Below are 25925 nucleotides of genomic sequence, written 5' to 3' on the forward strand. Positions count from 1 at the left end.
ACGTAAAGTGTATAAATCGTTTTAGAAATGGGTAAACCAACCGGATTTTTAGAATTTACGAGAGAGCTTCCAAGCAAACGCAGCGTGGAAGAGCGTGTAAATGATTACAAAGAATTTGTAAACCGTTACAGCGATGAAAAGCTGAACCAGCAAAGTGCACGTTGCATGAACTGTGGTGTTCCGTTTTGTCACAATGGTTGTCCTTTAGGAAATGTTATTCCCGAGTTCAATGATGCGGTGTACAATAAAGAGTGGAAGGATGCATACGATATCCTTACTTCAACCAATAACTTTCCCGAGTTTACAGGTCGTATCTGTCCTGCCCCTTGCGAATCGGCATGTGTGTTAGGCATCAATCAACCGGCTATTGCAATTGAAGAAATCGAAAAGCACATTATTGAAATTGCTTTCGAGAAAAACTTTGTACAGCCAAAGAAGATCAACAAACGTACCGGTAAAAAAGTAGCAGTAGTGGGTAGTGGTCCTGCAGGTTTAGCTGCAGCTGCACAACTCAACTACGCAGGTCATTCTGTTACAGTATTTGAACGTGATGATCAGCCAGGCGGTTTGTTACGTTACGGAATTCCCGATTTCAAATTGGAGAAATGGGTCATCGACCGTCGTGTAAAACTGATGGAAGAAGAAGGCGTAACCTTTAAATGCAATGCCAATGTAGGTGTAAATGTGAATGTGAATGATCTGTTGCGTGAGTATCATGCAATCGTTCTGGCAGGTGGTTCAACAGTACCACGTGATCTTAATGTTCCAGGTCGTGAATTGAAGGGCGTATACTTTGCGATGCAGTTCTTAAAGCAACAGAATAAACGCAATGCCAATATTGATCCTTTAGCAAATGCTGCTGTTGAGAGTAATATTCTTGCAGAAGAAGTGTTGGCAACAGGTAAGAATGTTGTAGTAATTGGTGGAGGCGATACCGGCAGCGATTGTGTTGGCACCAGCAACCGTCATAAAGCAAAATCGGTAACACAATTTGAACTGATGCCGATGCCGCCAACAAGCCGCACGCAATTCATGCCTTGGCCAACATATCCCATGACGTTGAAAACATCTTCCTCACACGAAGAAGGTGCTGATCGTAAATGGGCTATTGCAACCAAAGAATTCATCGGCGATGAAAATGGAAATCTCAAAGCCATTAAAGTGGTTGACCTGGAGTGGAAGAGTGCAGAAGATGGTCGTCCGGCATCGTTTGTTGAAAGAGCTGGCAGCGAACGGATCATGCCTTGCGAATTGGCATTGCTGGCAATGGGTTTTGTGAATCCGCAATACGCCGGTTTGCTGGAACAATTGGGTGTGGAACTTGATGAGCGCAAGAATGTAAAGGCAACAGAAAAAGAATACAAGACAAACATTAATAAAGTGTTTACTGCCGGCGATATGCGTCGTGGTCAATCACTGGTCGTTTGGGCAATCAGCGAAGGCCGTGAGTGCGCACGCAAAGTAGATGAGTTTTTAAGCGGCGGATTATCCGTTTTAGAAACAAAAGATCAAACTGCGGCAGCTTTAATGTTTTAATTAGCGAGTTTGTTTCTTGGGTAATATGATGCCCAACTCTGTAAAACAGGTGTAAATAATTGATTTTAAGATTATTGCACCTGTTTTTTTATTGCCATTCAGTATATATTAAAAAATATAAAATGTAAATTAAACTAACAAGTTGTTTGATTTTTTATCGGTATTTTAGTTAAATAATAATTAATTATAAAATTAATTAATATCTAAACCAAAAATCGATAGACCATGATTAAAAAAGTAACCCCACGGCAAATTGCCCCCTTTCTCATTCTGGCAGCCGTAGCCATTGCCTCTTTGTTCATTCCCGTTGTTCCGGGTTTTGAAGACAAAGCAGGAGTTTACAATCCTGCAGACATTGCATGGATTATTGTAGCAACAGCATTAGTATTTCTTATGACGCCGGGCCTTGCCTTTTTCTATGGCGGTATGGTGCACCGTAAGAATGTTATTTCAACCATGATCAAAAGTGTAGTTGCTGCCGGCGTGGTAGGTGTACTTTGGATTGTAGTTGGCTTCAGTCTTGCCTTTGGTTCTTCCATTGGTGGTTTCATTGGCGACCCAACTACATTTTTGTTCTTTAAAGATGTTTCTTCAGGCGCTCCCTGGAGTTTAGCACCAAGCATTCCATTGGCATTGTTTGCATTGTTCCAGATGATGTTTGCCATCATTACTCCCGGCCTGGTAGTAGGAGCCGTAGCAGAACGTATCCGTTTTACATCTTATATCCTATTTACTGTTTTGTTCTCTTTATTAGTATATGCACCACTTGCACATTGGAGCTGGCATCCTGATGGATTCCTGTTTAAAATGGGTGTTCTTGATTTTGCTGGTGGTACAGTAGTACATATTTCTGCCGGTTGTGCTGCCCTTGCAGGTGCGTTGGTATTAAAGCGCAGAAAAGTACACATGGAAAACAAAGAAATTCCTCCTGCCAACGTACCATATGTATTGATCGGTACCGGTTTACTCTGGTTCGGTTGGTTTGGTTTCAACGCAGGTTCTGCATTGGGTTCAAATGCATTGGCGGTATCTGCTTTTGCAACAACAAACACAGCAGCTGCAGCCGCAGGTTTAAGCTGGATGTTCTTTGATGTTGTACGTGGTAAAAAGCCATCTGTACTTGGTTTCTGTATTGGTGCAGTAGTTGGTCTCGTAGCTATTACACCGGCAGCAGGCTTCGTTGGTATCCCACAAAGTATTTTCATTGGTGCGGTAGCAGCCATCATTTCTAATATCGCCGTATACTACAAGCAAAAATCAAGACTGGACGATACATTGGATGTATTCCCTTGTCATGGTATTGGTGGTATGGTTGGTATGCTTATGACAGGTTTATTCGCTTCTAAAGCAGTAAACAGCGCTGGTAACGATGGCTGGTTCTACGGCAACTTTGATTTCTTCTTTACACAAGTGAAAGCCCTTGTAATTGTTGTGGCATTCAGCTTCACAGCTTCATTCATCATCTTTAAATTCATCAACTTCATTCTGCCTTTACGTGTAACAGAAGAAGAAGAAGAATTAGGTCTCGATGCTACTCAGCACAACGAAAAGTATCTGCAGGGTACATTGCTGGTTGCTAAAAATGGCCAGATGAAAGAAGAAGAAGTGTCAGAACACATTTCAGAATAATCACCATCCTCCTTCATTATCGATTTACTTTAGAAAAAAAGGTACAGCATATGATCTGCTGTTGACGCAACAGATCTGCTGTACCCTTATTAACACTTAAAATCTATCACAATGTTACGAAAATTCTTCGCAACAGGATCGCTCCTGTGTGTTACCCTATTGTCTTTTGCTCAACAGAATTCATCTATTGAAAAGGTTACTCCTCCAACAGACTCAACAGCAACTGTTGCTGATGAGCCGGAAAAGAAACCTGCCTTAACCATCAGCGGTTCTGCTGATACGTATTTCAAATACGATTTTGCAAAACAAGGTTCAAACAACCGTACAAGTTTTACCAATGCCAACAACACATTTGCATTGGGTATGGCATCGGTTAAATTTGAACATGCTGGCGATAAAGTTAGTGCCGTTGCTGATCTTGGTTTTGGTCCACGTGCTATGGAATTTGCTTATAACGATGCAGGTATTTTTGCTGCAGTAAAACAGTTGTATGTTTCATATGCTCCCATCGAAAATTTAAAGTTCACTGCAGGTACATGGGCTACGCATGTAGGTTATGAGTTGGTTGATCCGCAACTGAACCGTAACTACAGTATGAGTTACATGTTCACTAATGGTCCTTTCACACATGCAGGTATTAAAGCAGATTTAACTGTTGGTAAAAGTGGATTCATGGTAGGTATTGCAAATCCTACTGATTACCGTTTATTACCTGCCGGACAAATTGAGAAGAAATTTTTTATTGCACAGTACAGCCTTGCTGCAACAGACGGTATTAAACTCTACGCAAACTTTGTAGGAGGTAAAAATCCTGATACATCTGTTGTAAACCAGTTCGATTTTGTTGGCACATTTGCTGTGAGCAAGAAATTTAATATTGGTGTTAACGCAACACTCAACCGCAGCCAGGCTTGGGATGGTTCTAAAAATGAAGATGCAAAAAGCTGGTGGGGTGCTGCTGCCTATCTGAACCTCGATCCTTCAGATGTATTTGGTTTAACACTGCGTAGCGAATTATTCGATGATAAAGACGGCGTAAAAGGCTTTGGCACATCCATCTTTGCAAACACTCTTTCAGCGAACTTCAGAGTAGGTGGTTTCACCTTTATTCCTGAACTGCGTATTGAAAGTGCAGGTGGCAGCATCTACAGTAACAAAGATGGTGCAGGAACGAAATCAGCTGCTAGCTTTTTGTTGGCTGCCGTGTATAAATTCTAACTTGAACTACGGCCATTCAGTTTCCTTTTTTATATATGGCAGGCCCGCTCTTTCTATAGCAGGCAATCGATTACCCCTTTGTTTTTACAAAGGGGTTCGATTTTAAAATTTTAATGATGGTAATCGTAACTAAGCATGAGAAAAAGAAAGTCTCTCCATTTGGAGAGACTTTTCTGTTTATGCGTTGATCGTACTAGTTGATTATACCAGCGGCTCCTGCTGACTTAAACAATGAAAGCTGCCTAAGCCCCATATGATTTCAGTAGAATCAATACCCACTACTTCACGATCGGGGAAACACTGCTGAATGATCTGCAGCGCTTTTTCATCTTTTGCACAACGGAAGGTTGGAACAATCACCGATTTGTTGGCAATGTAAAAGTTGGCATACGATGCAGGTAAACGTTGCTCATCGTGCACAACTTCATCAGGCATTGGTAATTCAACAATGTTCAATTGTTTACCGTTGAGTAAACGCATGCTTTGCAGTTGCTTTAAATTGTGTTGCAGTAAATCGTAGTTCTTATCTGCTTTATTTTCTTCAATAACCGTTAATACGGTGTCTTCATTTACAAAACGTACAGTATCATCAATATGTCCATCGGTGTCATCACCAATAATGCCTTCATCAACCCACAGTATTTGTTCAACACCATAATAGTTGATGAGGTATTCTTCGATCTGTTGTTGGTTGAGATGCGGATTGCGATTCGGATTGAGCAAACAGGCAGTAGATGTCATTAATGTACCGTTGCCATTAAACTCAACAGAGCCACCTTCCATAACTATACCCGGATTGTACACCGGTAAATGATAATGTTTGCCAATGAGTGTTGGTATTACATCATCCAGATCGTACGGAGGATATTTATCGCCCCATGCATTGTATCCCCAGTCAACAATTACTTTCTTGTGTTCTGCATTGGGGTTAATGAGAAATGCCGGACCATGATCCCTGCACCACGCATCGTTTGTAGGGTGGAAGAAGAATTCAACTTTGCTAAGATCTACGTCTGCTGTTTGCAAATGACCCAACGCAAAATTTTTCATGGCTTCGTCCGCCACATTAATGCGCACCAGTTCACTTTTGGTTAGTTCTTTAATAAACTGTGCGTAGTAAGGAAAGATGGTATGAATTTTTCCCGGCCAGCTTGCTTCTTTATGCGGCCAGCTTAACCAGGTGGCAACATGCGGTGCAAATTCGGCCGGAAAATAATATCCGAGTTCTTTGGGGGTAGGAGAGTCGGGAAGTCCGAAAGACGGAAGACCGGAAGAAGCCTCCGCACTATTTAAGTTTCTTGATGAATGAAAAAAGTTTTTCAACGCTTTTTAATTTAAAGTATTTCTGAGTGCATTTGTCATAACCAATATCTCTTCACACAGGCGGTATATTTTTTCAAATTCCTGCTGTTGTATATAACCTCTGCGCTGTGCAATAAAAATACATCCTACCACTTCAATATTTGATCGGAGTGCATACGAAAGAAAACGACTGAACTCCGGGTTGGTTTGACCAGTTGACCCTTCTGCAATATTCAGCGAAACAGAGTCGGCTGCACGTTTTATTTGCGAAGTCAACACATACACTTCGTCTTTCGGAAATGTTTTCGTTAGTTGATTTACAACATCGGAAAGATCGAGTGCTTTTTGCCAAACAATCAGCTTTTCAAACTTGAAGGCCATAGGTGTAGTTTTAGGTGTATGAAATGATTAAGTCAGGAATTCTAAAAGACCGGAAGTCGGAAAGACAGAAAGAAAAGCAATGGCTTCGAATTTCGGCACAACTCTTCCGGACTTTCCGACTCCCGACTTCTAACTATTCTTTAGTCTTCATCAATATATCGCTTGGTAATCGGCTGATACGAATCAATTCTTCTGTCTCGTAAGAAAGGCCAATGTGTGCGGTAACGATCTGTTTTTGTGAGATCGAGTTCTTGTACATGCACCTCTTCAGCATCATGTGATGCTTTGTACAGCAATGAACCAAACGGATTGCTGATGAACGAACCGCCCCAGAATTTCATGGCGCCGTTCTGTTCCAATCCAACACGGTTTACACTTACAACGTGGATGCCGTTGGCAACTGCATGACTGCGTTGAATGGTTTGCCATGCATTGTATTGCTCGGTATTGGTAGCTTCGTCTTGTGATGTTGCCCAGCCGATAGCTGTAGGATAGAACAAAATTTCTGCGCCCATCAATGCGGTGATTCGTGCCGCTTCAGGATACCACTGATCCCAGCAGATGAGTACACCAATGCTGGCGAATTTTGTTTTGAATATTTTGTAACCGAGATCGCCGGGTGTAAAGTAAAACTTTTCATAATAAGCAGGATCATCGGGGATATGCATTTTGCGGTATTTGCCCAGGTAAGTACCATCGGCATCCAGCACTGCTGTTGTATTGTGATACAAACCTTGTGTACGTTTTTCAAACAACGAAGCAATGATTACCACGCCTAACTCTTTTGCCACGGCACTCAATGCATCGGTAGAGGGACCAGGAATGGCTTCTGCCAGCAGGAAATTATCATAGTTCTCTTCATCGCAGAAGTAGAGCGATGTAAACAGCTCCTGCAAACAAACGATCTGTGCGCCTTTGGCAGCAGCCTCTCTTGTTTTAGCAATGGCCTTTTGCAGATTTTCTTCTTTATTGGCGGTACAGCTCATTTGCACCAACCCAACCTGTACTTTACTCATTGTGCTTTTTGATTAAGGGAGCAAAAATACAGAAATTGTGGGAGGGGGGAGCAGAGGTTTGGAATTAGGAATGGGGAATTGGTTTGATCATGTTTACATGGCTGATTTCATGCACTTGTGGTGGGCATGTACGTAAAACCTGTCTGCCGAAAATATACATGAAGCTTTATTTTAACCGCTCCAGCACACCTTTTCGTTTCACGATATTCTTATAATCCCACTGAATGTCTCTTGCTTTTTGCAACCATCGTTTCAGATCTTTGGTATTGATCTCTGATGTATTGTTGTAGAAAACTGATGCGTCTTTAAATTTTTCTCCCTTTATATCTAAAGCTTCTTCATCAAAATCAGCACCGCTCCAGAACATCAGGCGGATTCCTTTTTTCTGTTTACTGTAACCTACAATAGGGTTGCCATCAAGAAACCAGACAGGATGTGCATGCCAGATTTTGTTCTCTGCTTCATCAAGTGTTTTGTTGATTTCCGTTGCCAGCAAATCGCAAATTGCTTTCTCTAACGGAGACTGTTTGTTGTTGTAGGCTTGAATATCGAGATGCATAATATTTATTTTATGTCTGTTGGCCTGTATGCAAAACCATATTGTTGTGTGGAGTCAGATACCGGTAATCCATCATCTCTTATATACAAAACAGATATCCAATCGAAGCTGTTTATATTAGTAATATGGCTTTTTAAAATACGGGCAATACGTCTGGATAAACTGTCTAAATCAACAGTAGTATAGGCGGATACAGCCGCATTTGTTAATTCAATCTTCAAATCACAGGTAGGATTTACATCTGAAGAATATTTGTTCATCGAAGAGATTGAAAAGTTGGTGATTGAAGTTTGTTTCGATAGATCTGCAATGACGGCCTGTAACGAATTTTTGTATTCAGGTTGTATCGGTTTGTTTACAGGCATACAAGCCTGCATAAATAAAGCAAGGAAAGTGACCGATAATAGTTTGTAGTTTATATTCATGTGCTACAGGTGTAATTTTCTGTGAAATTCTTTACCTAAAGTAAACAAAATTGTGTGCAACAAAAAATAACGGATTGGCAACAACTCAACATCCTGCAAAATTAAATAGCTCTTATCAACCTATTTCGGTTGATACGGTTACCAACCAAAAAGCTAAAGCAAAAAATCTGCTCTATCGGTCACTTTCGATAGTATAAATACAGCATGCAAATAAAAAAATCCGTGCAGCGTACACCACACGGATTTCCATTATCAAGATAAACTTAGTTCTTACGCTGAATTTCTTGCTGCATTGATAATACCAAATGAACAACGGATGATGAGCTTTTCGTACGCTGCTTTGCTGGTTGCATTTTGCTGTCCGTTCAACTCTCTGCACTTTGCAATGGCATATTGTTGAATAGTGAGCAACGGCAACACAATGCGTTCACGCATTTGTATCGACAACTGATCGACCGGATAATTTTCCATCAGCTCTGTATTGCCGCTCAACAGCAACACATACTTCTTGGTCAATTCGTATTCGTTGTAAATCATCTGCCATATTTCGCCATACACCGGATCGTTGGCTAAATATTCTGTAAGCGGAAAGAAACATTTTTTCATTGCCATCTCACAATTATCCATCAGTGTTTTAATAAACAGCGAATTATTGTACAGTTGCTTAAATTCTCCAAAACGACCTTGATCGTCTAATGCTTTCAACGCAGTACCCACACCATAATAACCGGTAACATTTTGTTTCAACTGGCTCCATGCACCCACATAAGGAATGGCACGCAGGTCTTTCAATTCCAATCGTGCAGAACCGCCACGTTTAGCAGGGCGGCTGGCAATATTTGTATCGCTGTAATACTTCAGCGGACTTGTATCTACCAGGTACTGCATAAAGTACGGATGCTTTTTCAAATCCGAATAAGCATCATAACTTGTACCGGCAACTTCCATAATCAACGCTTCTTCTTCTTTACTCAACGTTACTTTATTGGTAGCAAACAAATCGTTGCTGATACCCGCATTCAGCAGTTGTTCAATATTAAACTGTGCAGCATCTGTTGTACCAAAGTTGGAGCTTACGGTTTGTCCCTGTATGGTTAACTGTATTTCTTTGTTGGAAATATGTTTACCCATCGATGCATAAAACTTATGTGTTTTACCGCCGCCACGTGCAGGAGGACCACCACGTCCATCGAAAAACATCACGTCAAAATCATACTCTTTTGATATGCGGCTCAGTTCTTCTTTCGCCTTATAAATTCCCCAGTTGGCCATAAGGTAACCACCATCTTTTGTGCCATCACTAAAGCCAAGCATAATGGTTTGGCGGCGTCCACGGCGAACAAGGTGTTCTTTATAAACAGGATGTGTATACAATTCTTTCATTACAGCAGGTGCGTGCTGCAAATCTTCAATGGTTTCAAACAAAGGAACAATATCAATGTTGAGATGATCTTTATCCCAGCCACTTAACAACAGCAGCTGAAATACTTCCATTACATTTTCTGCGCTTGTACATTGGCTGATGATATAACGGCTGCAACCATCGGTTCCATTTTGTTGCTGAATGGTGCGGATGTTTTTCATTACATCCAGCGTTTCTTTTACCATGTCGGTTGTAGCTGTGTTTTCTTCATCAACAGTATAGCCCGGTAAAAACGGAAAGTTGTTTCCATCTTTTGCTGCAATTGCCGATAACACCTTGCGGTGTATTGAACTATCCTGACGAATGTCGAGCGATGCAAAATGCAAACCGAACAGCTGCACTTTGTTAATGAGTGCATCAACCTGGTTCTGGAACAAGCCATTGTGTTGATGAATAAGAATGCTTCTTATTTCGAACAACGTTGCAAGTATTTCTTCTTTGCTTAAGCTGGTAGTGTGCCCCGGGATAAAAATATTATCGTAGAGTTTCTTTTCCAGTCCGGCTAATAAAATATCTACTCCCTGGAAAGTGAGACGACGCTTCATGCGACGTACATCGAGGTAATAACATTTGATAATAGAACCACGTAACAATTCTGCAACCTTTAAGGTAATATCTGTTGTTACAAACGGGTTGCCGTCTCTGTCGCCACCAGGCCAAAAGCCCATGCGAATGAGTGGTTGATTAAACTCAATACCCAGTTGCAGTTGATTTTTAATGTTGCTGTAAATTCTTCCTGCAGCAGCATAAAAAACATTTTCAAGATACCAGATTAAACTTACTGCTTCATCGTAAGGTGTAGGACGTTGCTTTTTCAGAAACGGTGTTTTACCTAACTGCTGCAAGTAAGTATTAATCTGCGTAGCATTGTTTTCTGCCAATGCTTTTGATAAGTCGTGAATGATTCCTAAAACAGAACCGGGATAAAATTGTGTAGGGTGAGCAGTTAATACCAAACGGATACAATAGTCGTTTAGCTTTTGAATCAACTCTTCTTCTTTTTCTTTTGTTTGTACTTCGTTAAACAATTGCTTTAACGAACCAGCTCCCTGCATATCATGCACATCTCGGTAAGCAGCATCTTCCAACGCATCAAACAACACAATCTGGCGTTCGGTGTATTGCACAAAGCGAAACAGTAAATCGATCTGTTCCTGTTCTTTGCTGTACGTTGTGTGGCGTGAAAAGAAATCTTCAATAATTTCTACAGGGCTCAACTTCTTTTTATAACCATCTTCTGTATTGGTTAATAAAAGCGAAAGCATAATACCTGTGCGCTCAATACGATGAAATGGCAACGAGGTAAATAAACTGTTGTAAAGCTGAAATTTAATACCTACCTGGCTTTTAAATTGCTGAAGCCCGGTTGTGTTTGAAAATGACATAATAGTAATCCTGTTTTAAAAAGCAGGCAATCGTTGAGCGGAAAGATAAAAAGAATTACAGGGCTGGAAAAATTTGTTTACGCAAACGTTAAAGCCGCCTTACAGGGCGGCTTTGATTTTAAAACGGATAAGAGTTGCGGACAGGACGGTTTAAAATAAAGTAAGTGTTTTTAAAGGCTGTTAATTGTTAATAAGGTTTCATGGTTAATACGCTGTGCTTCTCTGCAGGCCTGCAACGGCAATGTTTTTATCGTTTGCTTGCAACTGTTTGTTTTTATTTTAATGTTCGACAAATGAACGGTAGTAAAGGAGAAAAATTCTTGCTGAATATGCTTTGCAAACAGCATTGCTTTTTGATCAATGCTGTTATTGCTGTGTGCAAAAGCAGTTGCGTTTTGACGGGTCTTCAGCACGAACCATGCTGCCAGTACCAGTATGACTAAAATTCCTTTTTTCATGTTGATGATGTTTACTGTTCAATTACAACTCAAAGATAATTTGCTGTTAAGCCTGCACAATAGCATAAATATGTGAAAAGCAAGAATGGTTGAATGAAGTGTTGTATTTGCACAACGAATCGTTTTGCAGTAAATAAAAAAAGCTGCCCTTTACGGACAGCTTTCGTTACCTGAAAATGTTGAGTTAACGGGGAGCATTTGTTTTGTTCCATTTTTGCACCATGATGTCAATGCCCTCATCGGCTTCAAATACAATACTGCCGATGTTGTTAATTTCAACTTTCGATGCGCCACTGAGTTTCACCTGCAATTCTTTTGAATTTAAGTTGCCGTTACTGCGGATGTAAGATGAGCCTTTAACAATAAGGTTGTGCAGGTTTTGTACAGGTACAAACACTGTAATTTTTTTGTGCATCGAACCTTTTTTGCTGAGGATACGCACTTTGCCGTTTTTTTCATCGAGTAAAACAGCGTTTGCAAGTTTTTCTTCACCTTCAATACGGATGCTGTTGTCGGTGCTTTCCGTTAACACCACATCAATATCGTGGCTTACTTCCAGAATGGTGAAGCTGCTTTTCAGCTTCACTTCCCGTGTTACTATTTCTGCCTGTGCTGCAGCGGCTGTAAACATGCCGATGAATAGAATGAATAAATACTTCATGATGATAAGGTTTGCGGCTTTCGCCTTTTGTTTGATCGGTTTAACGGTACAAAGATGCTTCGCCAGCAGGGGTTTTACAACCGCATAAACATGTTCAATAAACCAGTCAACGGCATGGAAGCAGTTATACACCACATAAGTATGTGGTTTTACCGCAGGTATTCTTTTATGTAAAACACGTTGTTTACATTTGATGCAGTAAGCATTTGCATGAGAATACTTTTTACGCTTCTTTTTTTATGTACCACAGCTGTGCAACTTTCAGCGCAACGTTTTTCGTATGCCTTTAACCGCATCAGTACCGAAGATGGTTTGGGATTACAGTCGAATGTAATTTTTAGTATTTACCAGGATAAGAAAGGTTTTATATGGATTGGTGGCAGTAACGGCATACAACGTTTCGATGGCGGTAAGTTTGTAACCTTTAATCCCACAGGTACAAAAGGCGATCCGTTACCTACTGTTGCCGTTAACCAGATTTTACCGTACGACAGCAGCAGCATGTGGCTGGCCGTTTTTACAATGCGGCAGGTAGGTATTTTCAATCCTTCCACTTACACATATAAAAACGTTCCGATTAAAACTTCAAAGCCGCTTCCCGCACGGTCGGAGTTTCGTATGTGGCAGGATGGTTATGGTAATACGTACATTAACATAAAGCAATATGGTAAGATTGTTAAGTACGATAAGGCACTAAATGCTTTTACCGAAAATACAGTGCTGAACAACTTACCTCCAAACTGGAAGCTTGGTTTTAATACGTTTCACGATACAATCAAAAAACGATACTGGACTGTTTGCGATAGCGGATTGCTGGTGTACGATGAATCTACGAAACAAACATGGTACAGCGGTAACAACCCCGCCAATCTTCCATTGCTCAACAATAAGCAGGTCAACCATTATGTATCTGAAATTTATATTGATAAGCAACGCAGGCATTGGGTGTTTAACTGGCCGGGCAGCCAGGCATACCATTGTTTTGACGAAAGCGGTAAGCCATTAAAAGATACTGCCGGTTTAAATGGTGTGAGCACATCGTACACAGAAGTGCGTAATTTTTTTGAAACAAAGCAAGGTGTTTTATGGGTATATGGGCTGGCGAATTTATATAGCCTCTCCAATGTAAATGATCCCATTAACAAAGGCTTTCAGTTATACCGCACCCAGTACCTCGATAATTATGGCATACGTTACGAAGCCATCAATCAGTTATACGAAGACAGGGATGGTGTGTTGTGGATTGCCAGCGATCAAGGCTTGTATTACACCTCTAATTTTTCTACGGATATCGTAAACATGTATTTGTCTGCAATTCCCGGACAATACAGTGTTACCGATTTAACCGAACTGCAAAACGGCGATTACTGGATTAGTACATGGGGGAAAGGAGTAATTACATTGGGCCGCAATTTTATGCCCTATCCATCGCCGTTGTATAAACAAATGCAGCATGTTTCTGAAAACGACAAGTATAATTATAAACTTACATGGAGCATGTGCCAGCAAAAAGCCACCGGCAAAATATATATCGGTTGCCAGTTTGGTTTTCTGATGGTGCATGATGTAAAAACGCAGAAAACAGAGTACCTGCATCCACCGGAGTTTGATAACCGAACTATCCGTTATATTGTTGAAGATAAAAATAACATGCTGTGGTTTGGTACACAGGCTGGTCGTGTACTGAAGTACGATGGTAAAACATACCGTACTGTACTTGATCTTGGGGTTGGTGCTATCATCTATAAACTGTTAGTGGATAACGATGGCTGGATTTGGGTGGCAACACAGGACAAAGGTATTTATGCCATTAACGGTGTAACAGGAAAAATTGAACAGCATTACACATCTTCCTCAGCAACCAATAATCTCTTCACAAATTCCTGCGATGATCTTGAACAGTTGAACGACAGTATTATTTATGCAGCTACATCTGCCTTAAACATCATCAACAAAAATGCAAAAACAGTTCAACAGGTAACTGTACAAAACGGGTTGCCCTCTAACTCAATTAAGCGCTTACGTTTAGACAGAAACGGGTACCTCTGGATTATTACACACAAAGGTCTTTCCCGTTACGATCATAAACGCAAAAGTTTTACCAGCTATGGCAGCAAGGATGGGATATTGATGGGCGAGCTGACCGACAAAGCAGATTTCATTTGCAGCGATGGTTACCTGATGTTTTCGGGTGTAAACAGTTTGTTGTTTTTTAAGCCCGAAACTTTCCGCAGAAGCGCTCCGCCTCCCGATGTAACCTTAACGGATTTTCTGTTGGGAAGCGAATACCAGTTGCTCGACTCGTTACAGCGTTTGCGTGAAGTACGGTTAAATCCCGATCAGAATAATTTCACCATTAGCTTTGCTTCGCTCGATTTTAAGAACAGGGAAAAGTTTATTTACTATTACAAAATGGAAGGATTGAACGACGATTGGATCCGTGCCGATCGGTTGTCTGTTCCGTTTACTGCGCTTGCCCCGGGCCGTTATGTATTTAAAGTAAAAGCCGAAAGTCTTGATGGATTAGTGTCAAAAAACATCAGCAGCTTACAGATATTTGTAAAGCCACCTTTCTGGCGCACCAAATGGTTTATTACGATGCTGCTGGTGATCATTGCTTTGATTGCGTACAGCATGCATCGCTTGCGCCTCAACCGCTATTTTGCTGTCGAGAAAATCCGTAACCGTGTAGCACGAGATCTGCACGATGATATGGGCAGCACCCTCAGCACCATCAATATCCTTAGCTCAATGGCTAAGGCCAAGCTAAATACCGATACCCATAAAACGGCAGAATACATCAGCAAGATCAGTGACAACAGCCAGCGTATGATGGAAGCAATGGATGATATAGTGTGGGCCATTAAACCGGCTAATGACAGTATGCAGAAAGTGGTGGCCCGTATGCGTGAGTTTGCTACAAGCGTGTTTGAAGCAAAAGATATAGAGCTCGATTTTAAAGCCGATGAAGACGTAAACGAAGCAAAGATTGATATGGAGGGCCGAAGGGATTTCTTTCTTATTTTTAAAGAGGCCGTAAACAATGCAGCAAAGTATGCACGTTGCTCTAAAGCAGAAGTGCATGTGTTTGTTGACAACAGGAAGCTTTTATTACGTGTTAAGGATAATGGTATTGGTTTTGATATTAAGGATGCAGATGGCGGAAACGGGTTGGGTAATATGCAAAAGCGTACCGATGCATTAAAAGGAAAATTACAATTAACATCAATAGCAGGGGAGGGAACAGAAGTTGTGTTAACAGTACCGCTTAATTAAACATCATGACTCGTTCACTTAGTCAGAAGTTCCGCTTTTTTACATTCATCTGCATTGCATTGCTGGCGTATGTACATGGCTACAACCTGGAGAACGGATATCTTGCTCCCTTCAGCTCGGTTGAAGAACCTTTAACCATCACTACCTTTTTTGAATATTTTGTTGCTAACGGATTGTTGCGTTTTCGTATTCCGATGTTATTTATTATTTCGGGTTACCTGTATGCAACTTACGATCATCGTCCGTACCTGCAACAGGTGAAGAACCGTTTCCGCACATTGCTTATTCCTTACGTAGTATGGAGTGGGTTAGGCTTGTTGTTTACATTCTTATTGCAGCAGTTTCCATACACTGCTAAAGTAGTTTACGAAGCAGGTATTGATCAGCTGGGCGATAACCGCCCCTATGCCGAAATAGGCTGGCGGGGTATTGTTGAACGCTGGTTACTGGCTCCTATTTCGTACCAGCTATGGTTTATTCTTTCGCTGTTTATTTTTAACCTGCTGTACCCGGTTATCCGTTGGCTGGTAGTAAAGCTGCCGTATATCTGGCTGCCATTTACCTTCATCCTGTTTTTTGTTTCCATCATCAATGTACCGTTTATTGATTTCAGGGGACTGTTTTTCTTTTCGCTCGGTGTGTGGGTGCAGAAGAGAAATTTTTCGCTGGAAAAAGAACCGCAATGGTTTAGTCTTGGGTTGGCGATGATTGTATTCATAGGGTTTTCATTAATTAAAACATTTATGGCGTTTGAGCTGGAACCCGATACAAAGCAAACATGGACAATTTTAATCATCATGCACCAGGTTGCAGTAGTAGCCGGTATTATGAGTATGTGGTTTGGTGCCGACCGTGTAATTAAATGGTTCCTCAGTAAACGCTGGTACCATGTAACAAGCAGTTATTCCTTTTTTATTTTCGGCATACATGTTCCGCTACTGCCGTATATGATGCAATGGGCGGTAATGAACACTTCCATGTTTCCGAATTACCGTTTATTGTGTTACCTGTTGGTGCCGTTGGTTACCTTGAGTATTTGTACAGTTGTGGGTATGCTGTTGCATCGCTTTGTGCCAAAGCTTTATGGATTTTTGACAGGTGGCCGTGGCTTCTGATAACTTACACATGTTTATGTGATGGATGGCAAAAGGCAGTGCTGTACTTTTGTAAAAACACAAATCAATATGATTAAAGTAATGCTGTACGAAGATAATCCGCAGTTGCGTGAAGGATTAACGATGCTGATTGATGGCAGTGACGGATTTAACGTATTGGCTTCTTACAAGAACTGTGATAATGTAACTGATGAAGTGGCCGCCTGGAATCCGGATGTGATATTGATGGATATTGATATGCCCGGAACCAACGGTATTGAAGGCTTGAAAAAAATACGTGCAGTCAACAGCAACGTAAAAATATTAATGCTCACTGTTTTTGATGATAATAAAAACGTATTTGATGCCATCCGTAACGGGGCTAATGGATATGTGTTGAAGAAAACACCGCCTGCGAAACTGCTGGAGTACATACAGGAAGCGGCCAGTGGAGGCGCACCCATGACAGCATCGATTGCTACACAGGTATTGAAAATGTTTTCGCAGATAACACCTTCGCAAAACGAAGACTATAATTTAAGCGATCGTGAAAAGCAGGTGCTGCAATTACTGGTAGATGGCTACAGTTATAAAATGATTGCTTCCGAAATGTTTATCTCCATCGATACCGTACGCAGCCATATTAAAAAGATTTACGAGAAACTGCATGTAAACTCCAAGAGTGAGGCAGTAGCAAAAGCATTTAAAGATAAATTGTTGTAACAAACTTTGTTTGTTGAGGAACAGCCCCGGCAATGCCGGGGCTGTTTTGTTTGGTACCCATGCGGTTCATCATTTCAGGCAATACAATCCGCAATTCACACAGTTATGCGATTGATTTTTGTGTTGCTGCAATCTATCTTCACATCAGTTACGTTAATACATTAAACCTTATTTTATGAACGATCTGATGTGGGCACATATTTATGTTGTAGCAACAGGCAACAGCGTTCGTTACCTGCTCATCAACTGTACGGGTAATCCCGAAAATAACTGAAGCTTCTTTTCTGCTTCAGCTTCATTGCACTATCTTTAGTGTAATGGAAATTACTTTGCTGCAACAGTTTGTACAACAGATTTCTCCTCTGCCACAGGAAGAACTGGAGCGCTTTACTGCCAACTGGCAACCGCTTACAGTAAAACGTAAAACCATTCTTACTGCAGCCGGCGAAACCGAACGTTACCTGTACTTTGTACTGGAAGGGGTGCAACGTGCTTTTTATATTGGCGATGAAAACAAAGAAGCCACGATTGTATTTACGTACCCGCCTTCGTTTAGTGGTGTAGCCGATAGCTTTCTTACACAATCACCCTCACTTTATTTTTTAGAAACCATTACAGCCAGTCGTTTTTTGCGTTTGCCTTACGATGAAGTGGAAGCGATGCGCAAATCATCACCACTCATTCAACAGTTATTGTTTAAAGCAACTGCTTTTGCACTAAAAGGAGCTTTGCAACGCCACATCGAGTTGCAGTGTTTCAGCAACGAAGAAAAGTTTAAAACCTTACTCAAGCGGAGTCCGCATATCCTCAATCTTGTTCCGCATAAATACATTGCCTCTTACCTGGGCATGGATGCCACTAATTTCAGTAAGTTGCTCGGCTCTGTAAAAATCTGATGACCGTAAATCTTGGTTTTTACCAAGAATGCTTTCTGCTGTTCTGTTGAATTTTGTTGAAAATAAGAAACAATGAAACAGATTAACAGCAACACCTTACTTGAACTTTTGCAAAACGATGTGCGGGAGCTGTTACTGCAATGCACGCTGTTGCAAAACACCGATCCGGCTTTGCTTGTAAAGCAACCGGCCGAGGGAAGGTGGAGTGTAGCGCAGGTGCTGGAACACCTCAACATTTATGCACGTCATTACATTCTTGCCATAGAGCAGAAATTACATTTAAATCAAACGGGTGCTAACGATGTATTTACACCGGGCTGGCTGGGGAATTATTTTACACAGTTGATGAAGCCCTTGGATAATAACAGTTTAAAGTCGAAGATGAAATCGCCTTCGAATGCGGTGCCATCTGCACAACCCGATGCACAGGCGATGCTGCAGGAGTTCATCAATCATCAACATCATTTGCTCAACCTGTTGCAGATTGCCCGTACCGCTAACCTCGATTACATCCGTGTTGCTACCACCCTCAGCAAATTAATTACGTTAAAACTGGGCGACACCTTCCGGTTTTTTATTGCACATGAGCAGCGTCATTTTTTGCAGATAGAAAATACACTGAAGGCGTTGCAACCCTTCGTTGCTCACCTGCAGGTAAAATGATGTGGTTGTTTTATCACATCATTTTATACCTGCGGCTGCATTTTCACATGATTGTGTGGTTGGGGCAGAACCGGAATTTCGGAAGCTTTGCAAATCAATAAATGTTACCATGAAATTAAACCTTATCATCTTTATCATCAGCTTCTCTTTCGGTTGTACCCTTACCGGTGCAGCACAGCAATCAAAGCCCCTGGGTTTCGATGTGGCAGCGGGTGTACAAACCTATTACGCACCTTTTTTAAAAGCCGATGTAGTTGGATTGCAGCCGGTAGTTATTGCAAGTGTACATCAACCGTTAAATATCAAAAACACAATTGCACTTTCTTTTCGTTTAGGCTATAATAAACATCCCAAACAAGGCGATGCGTTGTTTACACAAGTACTTTTTCAATACAATCCTGTTATTGCCAAACGTATTGAGTTGGGTATTGGTACAGGTATCGGTTACCAGTTTTCATTCTATCCTTCTGCGCCTTTAAAGTGGAATGGAGCAGAATGGGTAGAGGGAAAAGCTGCTAAAGGTGTTTTACAATTACCGGTACTTGCAAGTGCAGGTTACCGATCGATTCATACCAAAGCAGGAAACTTTACACCTTACCTGGCTTATCAGTTAAATGTGTTGATGGGGTATACGCCCGATCTTTCGCCTTTGCCATCATCGTATTTTTTACTTGGTGTAAAGTACTCTTCAAAAAAATAATTACTGCTAACCTTTATTATCATCCATTGTATGAAACAGTTTCGTTTTATTTTACCCGTTTTGTTTTTAGTGATTGCACAATCCTGCCGGAAAGATATTTACAGCACATCTACAGCAGTTATAAACGGACCTGCTTTGCCGGTTAACTTCGATCACCCCATGAAAGACAGTCTTGTTTTCCTGGTAAAAAAACATATCGACAAAGGTGTTACCGGTGCGCAGGTAATGGTAAAAAATGCCGATGGCTTATTTGTAGTAAATGGAGGTTATGCAAAGGTGGAAAGCAAAGTTCCTTTCACCGATCATATTACCGCATGGATCTACAGCATCTCTAAAACTTACCTGGTAGTAACCGCATTGCGCTTGAAGGAAAAAGGATTGTTGAACCTTGATGCAAAGATCAGCCAATACCTTTCTGCAGATGTCATCAGTCCGATAGCAAACGCAGATAAGATTACAGTTCGCCAGTTAATGAATCACAGCAGCGGTATGTTGAACCATACCGTTGAACCATCTTTTCAACTGTACCAGTTAAATAATCCGCTTACTGTACTGAGCCTCGAAAAAAAGATCAGCTTTATTTATAACAAACCGGCTTTGTTTGAACCGGGTACCGATTTCTTTTACAGCAATAGTGGGTATACATTGCTGCAATGGGTAGTAGAAAAGGCAGCAGGTAAGCCGTATGCACAGGTTTTGCAGGAAGAAATTTTACAACCGCTTCAACTTACAAAAACATACTACGGTGTTAACGATGCGCAGATTGCAGCATTGGGTTTTCCCAACTATTACTTTGAACGTTACAATAACGGACAAATTGAAAATGTAACGCAGTGGCACAACACCATTGCAAAAGGATTGCAAGGCTATGGCGGTATTGCTGCCAATGGTTTGGATGTGATTCGTTTTATGGAAGCATTGATTAAAGGACAAATCGTCAGTTCTGCTTCATTGCAGGAAATGCGTACATGGGTACAAGGCAAAAACAGTACAGAGCCCGATTATGGTTTGGGTTTTGAATACTACGGCCGCTACAATAAAACGGAGCCTACCGTTACCTATGGCCACGAAGGCGATGGACTTGGCGGAACCACGCAGGTAATTTATGTGCCGGCAAACGATACGTACCTGTTTATTACCATTAATGCAGGCCGGCAGTTATTTGGCGAGTATCTTTTTAAAACAAGCGATATGAAAATTGATTTATGTCGTTACGTAGCAACCTATCGTTAATCAACTAAAATAAGTGTATGCGAAACATCTATACCTTCCTGTTTATTGCTGCAGTAATCTTTACTTCCTGCAAGCCCGAAAAAAATCCGGTGCCGGTTGTTGAGCCGCCGGTAAAATATGTAACTAAAATTGCTACTGCCGAAAGCGATTACCGGGAGTATTTCTATAACAGCGAAAAGCAATTGATCAAATACGATCTGCAGTTTGTTAATGGTGGAGGCGTAAGCAAAACCACAACAACGTATAGCTATGTTGATGGTACAATCAATACGGCAGGTTCTGAGGCTGCTTCTGTATTTTACGAAACAGAAGGAAAACGTGTGGTAAAAGTGCGCAGCTTTCGTCCTATGGGCGGCGAAATTTCGGTAATCACTTTCAGCTACAATGCAAAGGGGCAGCTCAGTGAAGCTATTGAAAGAATTAATCAAAACGATCCCGGACTTCCTGTTGAAACAAAGCAGACGTATGAATACTACTCAGATGGTAATCTGAAAAGGATACTGTATCATTTGCGATACAATCTTGCAGACCTATTCACCTTATCAGGTTATGTTGTATTTGATCAGTACGATGCGGCTAAGAATCCGGATAAATTTTTCTCTTCACTTGTTTACTTGCCTGATGTGATTTTTCAAAAGAATAATCCTCGCCGTATTGTGCATTATTCACCAACAGGTGATGTTAACCAGCAAATCACATTTGAATATACGTACGATGCCGATGGTTACCCGGTAACCAAACGCATGTTCGACAGCCGAAGTACTGTAAGTATTCTTTTTAAATACAGTTATTGATTGTATTGGTTTAAGTTGGGTCTTGGTTTCAGTGGGCGTCGAAGGACGCCCTTTTTCACATACTTATGTGATAGGTGTAAACATTATCCGGACTTACTTTTAAACCATGAAACCTGTCATCTTTTTACTCGCATTCAGCGTACAGCAATTGTATGCCCAAATTACTACGCAGCAGCAATTACAAATCGATAGCCTGTTGCAGCAGTTCACAACTACCAAACAGTTTTCGGGCACAGTGCTCGTTGCAAAAAACAACAATATTCTTTACAGCAAAGCGATTGGTCTTGCCAGCAAAGAATCGGCCGTACCGAATAAGCTTGAAACCAATTTCAACATTGCATCGATGGGTAAAACCTTTACTGCTACCTTGATTATGCAGTTGGTGCAGGAAGGAAAGTTGTCGTTGAACCAGAAATTGTCGTCTATTCTTCCTGAGTTTGCTATTAAACGGGCCGATAGTATTACGGTGTACCAGTTGCTCACCCATACATCGGGAGTTGGTAACTACATGATGCATGTTAACTACGAAGCCGAGCGGCATCAGTTAAAATCGTTGAACGATGTAATGCCGTATGTTGTGGCGATGGAACCCACAACGGGCTATCCGGGCGAAAAATTCGATTACTCCAATTCAGGGTTTATCATTCTCGGGAAAATTGTGGAGAAACTTACCGGCAAATCGTACAACGAAAACCTGGAAGAACGCATTTTTTCAAAAACAGGAATGAAGCAATCCTACATTCATTATCCTGCAACGTTTGTATCGCCCAAAGAAGCTACACCCTATCTTGCTTACACCGAAAAAACATTTGTAAACGGAACAGCTGATGAGTTTCCGGGTTTTTCTGATGGAGGCATGCAGTCGAACGTGGTTGATTTGTACAGATTTGCCAAAGGCTTATTAAACGGAAAGCTGTTGAATACTGCTATGCGTGATAGTATGTGGAGCGGTAAAGTTAAGTTCGGCAGAGGCGGCATGTACAGTTTTGGATGGATGGATAATGAAAACGAATTCGGCAAGCATATTTACAGTCATGATGGTGGTGGCAAGGGATTCTCTTCCGATCTGCGCATAGTAAAGGAAGATGGGTATGTGGTTGTTGTGCTGATCAACAACCGGGTGAATCCTCGTGATGTATCGGGTAACATCCTGCGTATTTTATACAACAAGGAAGCAGAGAAACCCATTAAGTACCTGGAAAATGTATTGATGGAAATTACCGAGCAAAAGGGATTTGAGTACGTGTGCAGTAATTACAAGCAGATACTGAAAGAGCAGGGTATGGATAAAACACCTAACCCCTGGATCTATATTATGTTTTCGGATATGTTTGAAAACATGAAAGAGATTGATAAAGCATTTAAAGTAATGGAGATGGGCAGAGAGGAATTTCCAAATGAAGCATCGATGTACAATGTAACAGGGCAGCTCTATGTTAATCAGAAAAAATACAAAGAGTCAGTTGAGTGGTTTAATAAAGCACTTGCTATTAATGCAAACGATGAGTTTGCGAAAATGATGTTGCAGAGTATCAGCAGTAAATTAAAGTAAGCAAATCAGCAAAATTCAATGAAACGGAAAGCAGTTGTTTTTATTGCAGCAAGTATTGATGGATTTATAGCAACAACCGATGGTGATCTCAGTTTTTTATCGGCTGTGGAAAAGGAAGGAGAGGATTACGGATATGCCGCATTTATTTCTGCAGTGGATACGGTGGTGCTTGGTAAAAAGACCTACGATAAAGTAATAGCGATGGGCTATCCTTTTCCACATGCCGATAAAGAAGCGTACATTATAACAAGAACTTCAAAAGAAGCAGTTGGCTCGGCACAGTTTTATACAGGCGATGTTGTTGAACTGGTGAAGCAATTAAAGCAACAGGAAGGCCGTACCATTTTTGTTGATGGCGGTGCTTACGTTGTGAACCGTTTACTGCAGGCAGGACTGATTGATGAACTGTATGTGTCGATTATTCCTGTTTTACTTGGCAGCGGTATTGCTTTGTTCGAACAGCACTATGCAATGCAGAAAATGAAATTGCTGCAGGCAAAGTCGTTCGATACCGGATTGGTACAACTGCATTACAAGGTACAACAGTAGTGCTTTTTTCACATGTTCATGTGAGAAAGCCCGCAGCTGAACCAGCGTACATTTGAGAAAAGGAACGTATGAAACAGTTTGTCAACCTTATCATCTTTTGTTTTGTTCTGCTTTCTTCTGCACGTGCACAATTAACTACACAGCAAAAAAATGAGGCGGTAGATAGTGTAGTAAAACTGATGAACGAACGCTACACTTTTCCTGAAACAGCGAAAAAGATTGAACAGTTTTTACGCAACCAGCAGTCTGCAAATGCGTACGATACTATTAACGATGGTAACAGCTTTGCAGCAAAACTTACGGCCGATATACGCAGTATTTGTAGTGATAAGCATGTTAATATCCGTTACTCAGCAGAAGCTTTGCCGGTAAGCCGAGGAAATATTCTGCAGATTTCAGAAGAAGAAAAGAAAGGCTATGCTGAGTTTTTGCGGCTTGAGAATTATGGCGTAACCAAACTGGAAGTACTAAAGGGAAATATCGGCTACATCGATTTTAAATTTTTGTGTGGTACAGAATATGCCGGTGATTTTTATGCAGCCATGATGAATTATGTGCAGCATACCGATGCGCTCATTATCGATTTCAGGAAGTGTGGTGGTGCCATGAGCGACAATGTTATTCCTTTTCTCTGTAGTTATTTCTTTGCAGATAAAACACATCTCAACGATCTCTATTGGCGTGAGGGAAATTTTACACAGCAAACATGGACGCAGGTGGTCGTTCCCGGAAAAAAATACCTCAACAAGCCGGTATATATTTTAACCAGCAACAGAACATTTTCCGGTGCAGAAGAAATGGCTTACGATTTGAAGAACCTGAAGCGTGCAACCATCATTGGCGAAGTAACCGGTGGTGGTGCCAACCCCGGCGGTTCTGTAAATGTTACCGAACACTTCAGTATGTTTCTGCCGGTTGGCCGGGCAATTAATCCTATTACAAAAACAAACTGGGAAGGAGTAGGCGTGCAGCCGGATACAGTGATCAAATCCCGACTGGCTTTGCACAAAGCACAGCTGCTGGCGATGCAATATGGTTTGCAAACAACAACCAATAATTTTTGGAAGGATGAATTGAAACGCCTGATCGCAGAACATGAAACACAAGCACCGCAGTTGACGAAAGTAACGTTCCGGGTAAAAGGATATGTAACAGCAAAGCATATAGCAGTTGCCGGTGGATTTAACGATTGGTCAACTACTGCTGCTACAATGAAACGTACAGGTAACGAGTGGGTAGTTGAAACCGAAGCTGAACCAGGCAAACACCTCTATAAGTTTGTTGTAGATGGCGAATGGATTCTTGATCCGGCAAACAAACAAAAAGCTTGGGAAAACGGGTATGAAAATTCGGTGGTTGTTGTAAAATAATTGGAAGGTGTTGTAACATTCCAATCGTAGTTACGTACAGTTAGTGTAACAATAAAAAATGATTCACATGTTTATGCGGTTGAAAATGCAGGTAAAAAGAAACAGCTTTGTCTCGTCATAATTAGTAGAAATCAACGTTGCTAACCAAACACCAAACCTGCATTGTTCAACCATCTTTAAGTTCACATATTTATGTGGTTGCAACCTGCAGAGCAACGAATGAAATTTGCGAACCTTATCATCATCATTAAACCTTATAGTATGAAATTCAGCCTTGCTAAAGCAGTAGGTCTGCTTGTGCTAATCGTTAGTACGTCTTCTTTTTTCAGTTCCTGTAAAAAACCAACATCCGAACCTGCTCCGGTTACAAAAATCAAATCTGTTTTTTCGCCCGAAGATGAACTCACTTTTGAATACAACAACAATGGTTCAGTAAAAACAGTACAATTAAAAAACAGTTTTGTTACATCGGGCGACTTAGTAAACTATGCCGTGCATTATAACGCACAGGGAAAAATAACAGAAATTGTTTCGGATGAAGATATCCGCATTGTGCCTGTTTATGCCGAAGGAAAGTTAAAAGAAGCTTCTTTTGAAACACTGGATGGTACACTTTTATTGCAGACAGATTATGCGTACCTCGACGAACGTTTAAAAACAGTAACGATTACAACCGCAGCAGGTCAGCCATGGATGCGTTTTGGATTTGATTATACTACTGAAGGGAATATTGCAAAGACTTCTTTCTTCGGACAGGATCCTTTCAATCCCGATCAGTTTATGTCGAGTGGTACTGTTACGTATACCTACGATACAAAAATTAATCCGTTGAATGAAGTGCGGGACATCTTACACTTGTTGTGGCTGCCTGTAAATCCAAATAATACTTTAAGCGAAGTGCATAAAGACAGAGATGGTTTATTGGAAGAAACGGTAAACTACAGCTATCAGTATCATTCCAATAAAACGCCGAAATCTGCAGTAATGCAATCAACAGTTCCCGGCCAGGCCACTGAAAACATTAATTTATTTTTTGCTTATTTCTAATTTTTTTTCAGCATACAGTAGTTGGTACGCCCGGG

Annotated in this window: 23 protein-coding genes; 15 read left to right on the top strand and 8 right to left on the bottom strand. The window is 41.1% G+C overall.

The features are described 5' to 3' along the window. Positions 1–27: 27 nt before the first annotated feature. The 3 genes from IQ13_RS19990 (at position 28) to IQ13_RS20000 (ending at position 4383) form a co-directional block, all read left to right on the top strand. On the top strand, positions 28–1536 hold the full coding sequence (locus tag IQ13_RS19990; RefSeq protein ID WP_144888519.1) for a glutamate synthase subunit beta: 1509 nt from the start codon (positions 28–30) through the stop codon (positions 1534–1536). A gap of 225 nt (positions 1537–1761) precedes the next feature. After that, positions 1762–3165 carry an ammonium transporter gene (locus tag IQ13_RS19995; protein WP_144888520.1) on the top strand — a complete coding sequence of 468 codons (1404 nt, stop codon included), beginning with the start codon at positions 1762–1764 and terminating at the stop codon, positions 3163–3165. A gap of 111 nt (positions 3166–3276) precedes the next feature. Continuing rightward, entirely contained in the window at positions 3277–4383 is a 1107-nt protein-coding gene (locus tag IQ13_RS20000) for an outer membrane beta-barrel protein (protein WP_144888521.1), read from the top strand. Positions 4384–4584: 201 nt separating this feature from the next. Here the strand turns inward: IQ13_RS20000 and IQ13_RS20005 are convergent, their stop codons facing one another. The 8 genes from IQ13_RS20005 to IQ13_RS20040 all read right to left on the bottom strand — a co-directional run bounded on the left by IQ13_RS20005 (position 4585) and on the right by IQ13_RS20040 (position 11993). Then, on the bottom strand, positions 4585–5706 hold the full coding sequence (locus tag IQ13_RS20005; RefSeq protein ID WP_144888522.1) for an agmatine deiminase family protein: 1122 nt from the start codon (positions 5704–5706) through the stop codon (positions 4585–4587). A 6-nt stretch (positions 5707–5712) separates the two neighbouring features. Next, on the bottom strand, positions 5713–6066 hold the full coding sequence (locus tag IQ13_RS20010; protein ID WP_144888523.1) for a four helix bundle protein: 354 nt from the start codon (positions 6064–6066) through the stop codon (positions 5713–5715). 140 nt (positions 6067–6206) lie between these two features. After that, complete coding sequence (locus IQ13_RS20015) at positions 6207–7082, bottom strand: carbon-nitrogen hydrolase (protein ID WP_144888524.1); 876 nt, start codon at positions 7080–7082, stop codon at positions 6207–6209. 166 nt (positions 7083–7248) lie between these two features. Beyond that, positions 7249–7641, bottom strand: coding sequence for a DUF1801 domain-containing protein (locus IQ13_RS20020; RefSeq protein ID WP_144888525.1), 393 nt, complete (start codon positions 7639–7641; stop codon positions 7249–7251). A 5-nt stretch (positions 7642–7646) separates the two neighbouring features. Next, entirely contained in the window at positions 7647–8066 is a 420-nt protein-coding gene (locus tag IQ13_RS20025; RefSeq protein WP_144888526.1) for a hypothetical protein, read from the bottom strand. Between the two features lie 270 nt (positions 8067–8336). Further along, positions 8337–10874 carry a phosphoenolpyruvate carboxylase gene (locus tag IQ13_RS20030; RefSeq protein ID WP_144888527.1) on the bottom strand — a complete coding sequence of 846 codons (2538 nt, stop codon included), beginning with the start codon at positions 10872–10874 and terminating at the stop codon, positions 8337–8339. Between the two features lie 170 nt (positions 10875–11044). Continuing rightward, positions 11045–11332 (bottom strand): hypothetical protein, encoded by a 288-nt coding sequence (locus tag IQ13_RS20035; RefSeq protein WP_144888528.1) that lies wholly within the window; start codon positions 11330–11332, stop codon positions 11045–11047. Between the two features lie 184 nt (positions 11333–11516). Then, on the bottom strand, positions 11517–11993 hold the full coding sequence (locus IQ13_RS20040) for a GIN domain-containing protein (protein WP_144888529.1): 477 nt from the start codon (positions 11991–11993) through the stop codon (positions 11517–11519). 210 nt (positions 11994–12203) lie between these two features. On the opposite strand from IQ13_RS20040, the gene IQ13_RS20045 reads away from it, so the two are divergent. The 12 genes from IQ13_RS20045 to IQ13_RS20100 all read left to right on the top strand — a co-directional run bounded on the left by IQ13_RS20045 (position 12204) and on the right by IQ13_RS20100 (position 25890). After that, on the top strand, positions 12204–15269 hold the full coding sequence (locus IQ13_RS20045) for a ligand-binding sensor domain-containing protein (protein WP_144888530.1): 3066 nt from the start codon (positions 12204–12206) through the stop codon (positions 15267–15269). Between the two features lie 5 nt (positions 15270–15274). Then, complete coding sequence (locus tag IQ13_RS20050) at positions 15275–16384, top strand: acyltransferase family protein (protein WP_144888531.1); 1110 nt, start codon at positions 15275–15277, stop codon at positions 16382–16384. A gap of 69 nt (positions 16385–16453) precedes the next feature. Then, on the top strand, positions 16454–17086 hold the full coding sequence (locus IQ13_RS20055; RefSeq protein ID WP_144888532.1) for a response regulator: 633 nt from the start codon (positions 16454–16456) through the stop codon (positions 17084–17086). Positions 17087–17403: 317 nt separating this feature from the next. After that, complete coding sequence (locus IQ13_RS20060; protein ID WP_144888533.1) at positions 17404–17982, top strand: Crp/Fnr family transcriptional regulator; 579 nt, start codon at positions 17404–17406, stop codon at positions 17980–17982. Positions 17983–18054: 72 nt separating this feature from the next. Further along, positions 18055–18645 (top strand): DinB family protein, encoded by a 591-nt coding sequence (locus tag IQ13_RS20065; protein ID WP_144888534.1) that lies wholly within the window; start codon positions 18055–18057, stop codon positions 18643–18645. Between the two features lie 109 nt (positions 18646–18754). After that, positions 18755–19345, top strand: coding sequence for a hypothetical protein (locus IQ13_RS20070; protein ID WP_144888535.1), 591 nt, complete (start codon positions 18755–18757; stop codon positions 19343–19345). 30 nt (positions 19346–19375) lie between these two features. Further along, positions 19376–20578: a serine hydrolase domain-containing protein gene (locus IQ13_RS20075; protein WP_144888536.1), complete on the top strand. Its 1203-nt coding sequence runs from the start codon at positions 19376–19378 to the stop codon at positions 20576–20578. Positions 20579–20595: 17 nt separating this feature from the next. Beyond that, positions 20596–21372: a hypothetical protein gene (locus tag IQ13_RS20080; RefSeq protein WP_144888537.1), complete on the top strand. Its 777-nt coding sequence runs from the start codon at positions 20596–20598 to the stop codon at positions 21370–21372. Between the two features lie 106 nt (positions 21373–21478). Beyond that, positions 21479–22924: a serine hydrolase domain-containing protein gene (locus IQ13_RS20085; protein WP_144888538.1), complete on the top strand. Its 1446-nt coding sequence runs from the start codon at positions 21479–21481 to the stop codon at positions 22922–22924. Positions 22925–22942: 18 nt separating this feature from the next. Further along, complete coding sequence (locus tag IQ13_RS20090) at positions 22943–23473, top strand: dihydrofolate reductase family protein (protein ID WP_144888539.1); 531 nt, start codon at positions 22943–22945, stop codon at positions 23471–23473. A gap of 68 nt (positions 23474–23541) precedes the next feature. Beyond that, positions 23542–24843 carry a S41 family peptidase gene (locus tag IQ13_RS20095; RefSeq protein WP_144888540.1) on the top strand — a complete coding sequence of 434 codons (1302 nt, stop codon included), beginning with the start codon at positions 23542–23544 and terminating at the stop codon, positions 24841–24843. A 261-nt stretch (positions 24844–25104) separates the two neighbouring features. Next, positions 25105–25890 (top strand): hypothetical protein, encoded by a 786-nt coding sequence (locus IQ13_RS20100; RefSeq protein ID WP_144888541.1) that lies wholly within the window; start codon positions 25105–25107, stop codon positions 25888–25890. Positions 25891–25925: the final 35 nt, after the last annotated feature.

Origin of the sequence: Lacibacter cauensis, assembly GCF_007830055.1 — a bacterium.
GTDB lineage: Bacteria > Bacteroidota > Bacteroidia > Chitinophagales > Chitinophagaceae > Lacibacter > Lacibacter cauensis.

Bases quoted from the DNA above. Each gene is read 5' to 3' on its own strand.
- IQ13_RS19990 (WP_144888519.1), top strand. From the start codon at position 28: ATGGGTAAACCAACCGGATTTTTAGAATTTACGAGAGAGCTTCCAAGC.
- IQ13_RS19995 (WP_144888520.1), top strand. From the start codon at position 1,762: ATGATTAAAAAAGTAACCCCACGGCAAATTGCCCCCTTTCTCATTCTG.
- IQ13_RS20000 (WP_144888521.1), top strand. From the start codon at position 3,277: ATGTTACGAAAATTCTTCGCAACAGGATCGCTCCTGTGTGTTACCCTA.
- IQ13_RS20010 (WP_144888523.1), bottom strand. From the start codon at position 6,066: ATGGCCTTCAAGTTTGAAAAGCTGATTGTTTGGCAAAAAGCACTCGAT.
- IQ13_RS20015 (WP_144888524.1), bottom strand. From the start codon at position 7,082: ATGAGTAAAGTACAGGTTGGGTTGGTGCAAATGAGCTGTACCGCCAAT.
- IQ13_RS20020 (WP_144888525.1), bottom strand. From the start codon at position 7,641: ATGCATCTCGATATTCAAGCCTACAACAACAAACAGTCTCCGTTAGAG.
- IQ13_RS20025 (WP_144888526.1), bottom strand. From the start codon at position 8,066: ATGAATATAAACTACAAACTATTATCGGTCACTTTCCTTGCTTTATTT.
- IQ13_RS20030 (WP_144888527.1), bottom strand. From the start codon at position 10,874: ATGTCATTTTCAAACACAACCGGGCTTCAGCAATTTAAAAGCCAGGTA.
- IQ13_RS20035 (WP_144888528.1), bottom strand. From the start codon at position 11,332: ATGAAAAAAGGAATTTTAGTCATACTGGTACTGGCAGCATGGTTCGTG.
- IQ13_RS20040 (WP_144888529.1), bottom strand. From the start codon at position 11,993: ATGAAGTATTTATTCATTCTATTCATCGGCATGTTTACAGCCGCTGCA.
- IQ13_RS20045 (WP_144888530.1), top strand. From the start codon at position 12,204: ATGAGAATACTTTTTACGCTTCTTTTTTTATGTACCACAGCTGTGCAA.
- IQ13_RS20050 (WP_144888531.1), top strand. From the start codon at position 15,275: ATGACTCGTTCACTTAGTCAGAAGTTCCGCTTTTTTACATTCATCTGC.
- IQ13_RS20055 (WP_144888532.1), top strand. From the start codon at position 16,454: ATGATTAAAGTAATGCTGTACGAAGATAATCCGCAGTTGCGTGAAGGA.
- IQ13_RS20060 (WP_144888533.1), top strand. From the start codon at position 17,404: ATGGAAATTACTTTGCTGCAACAGTTTGTACAACAGATTTCTCCTCTG.
- IQ13_RS20065 (WP_144888534.1), top strand. From the start codon at position 18,055: ATGAAACAGATTAACAGCAACACCTTACTTGAACTTTTGCAAAACGAT.
- IQ13_RS20070 (WP_144888535.1), top strand. From the start codon at position 18,755: ATGAAATTAAACCTTATCATCTTTATCATCAGCTTCTCTTTCGGTTGT.
- IQ13_RS20075 (WP_144888536.1), top strand. From the start codon at position 19,376: ATGAAACAGTTTCGTTTTATTTTACCCGTTTTGTTTTTAGTGATTGCA.
- IQ13_RS20080 (WP_144888537.1), top strand. From the start codon at position 20,596: ATGCGAAACATCTATACCTTCCTGTTTATTGCTGCAGTAATCTTTACT.
- IQ13_RS20085 (WP_144888538.1), top strand. From the start codon at position 21,479: ATGAAACCTGTCATCTTTTTACTCGCATTCAGCGTACAGCAATTGTAT.
- IQ13_RS20090 (WP_144888539.1), top strand. From the start codon at position 22,943: ATGAAACGGAAAGCAGTTGTTTTTATTGCAGCAAGTATTGATGGATTT.
- IQ13_RS20095 (WP_144888540.1), top strand. From the start codon at position 23,542: ATGAAACAGTTTGTCAACCTTATCATCTTTTGTTTTGTTCTGCTTTCT.
- IQ13_RS20100 (WP_144888541.1), top strand. From the start codon at position 25,105: ATGAAATTCAGCCTTGCTAAAGCAGTAGGTCTGCTTGTGCTAATCGTT.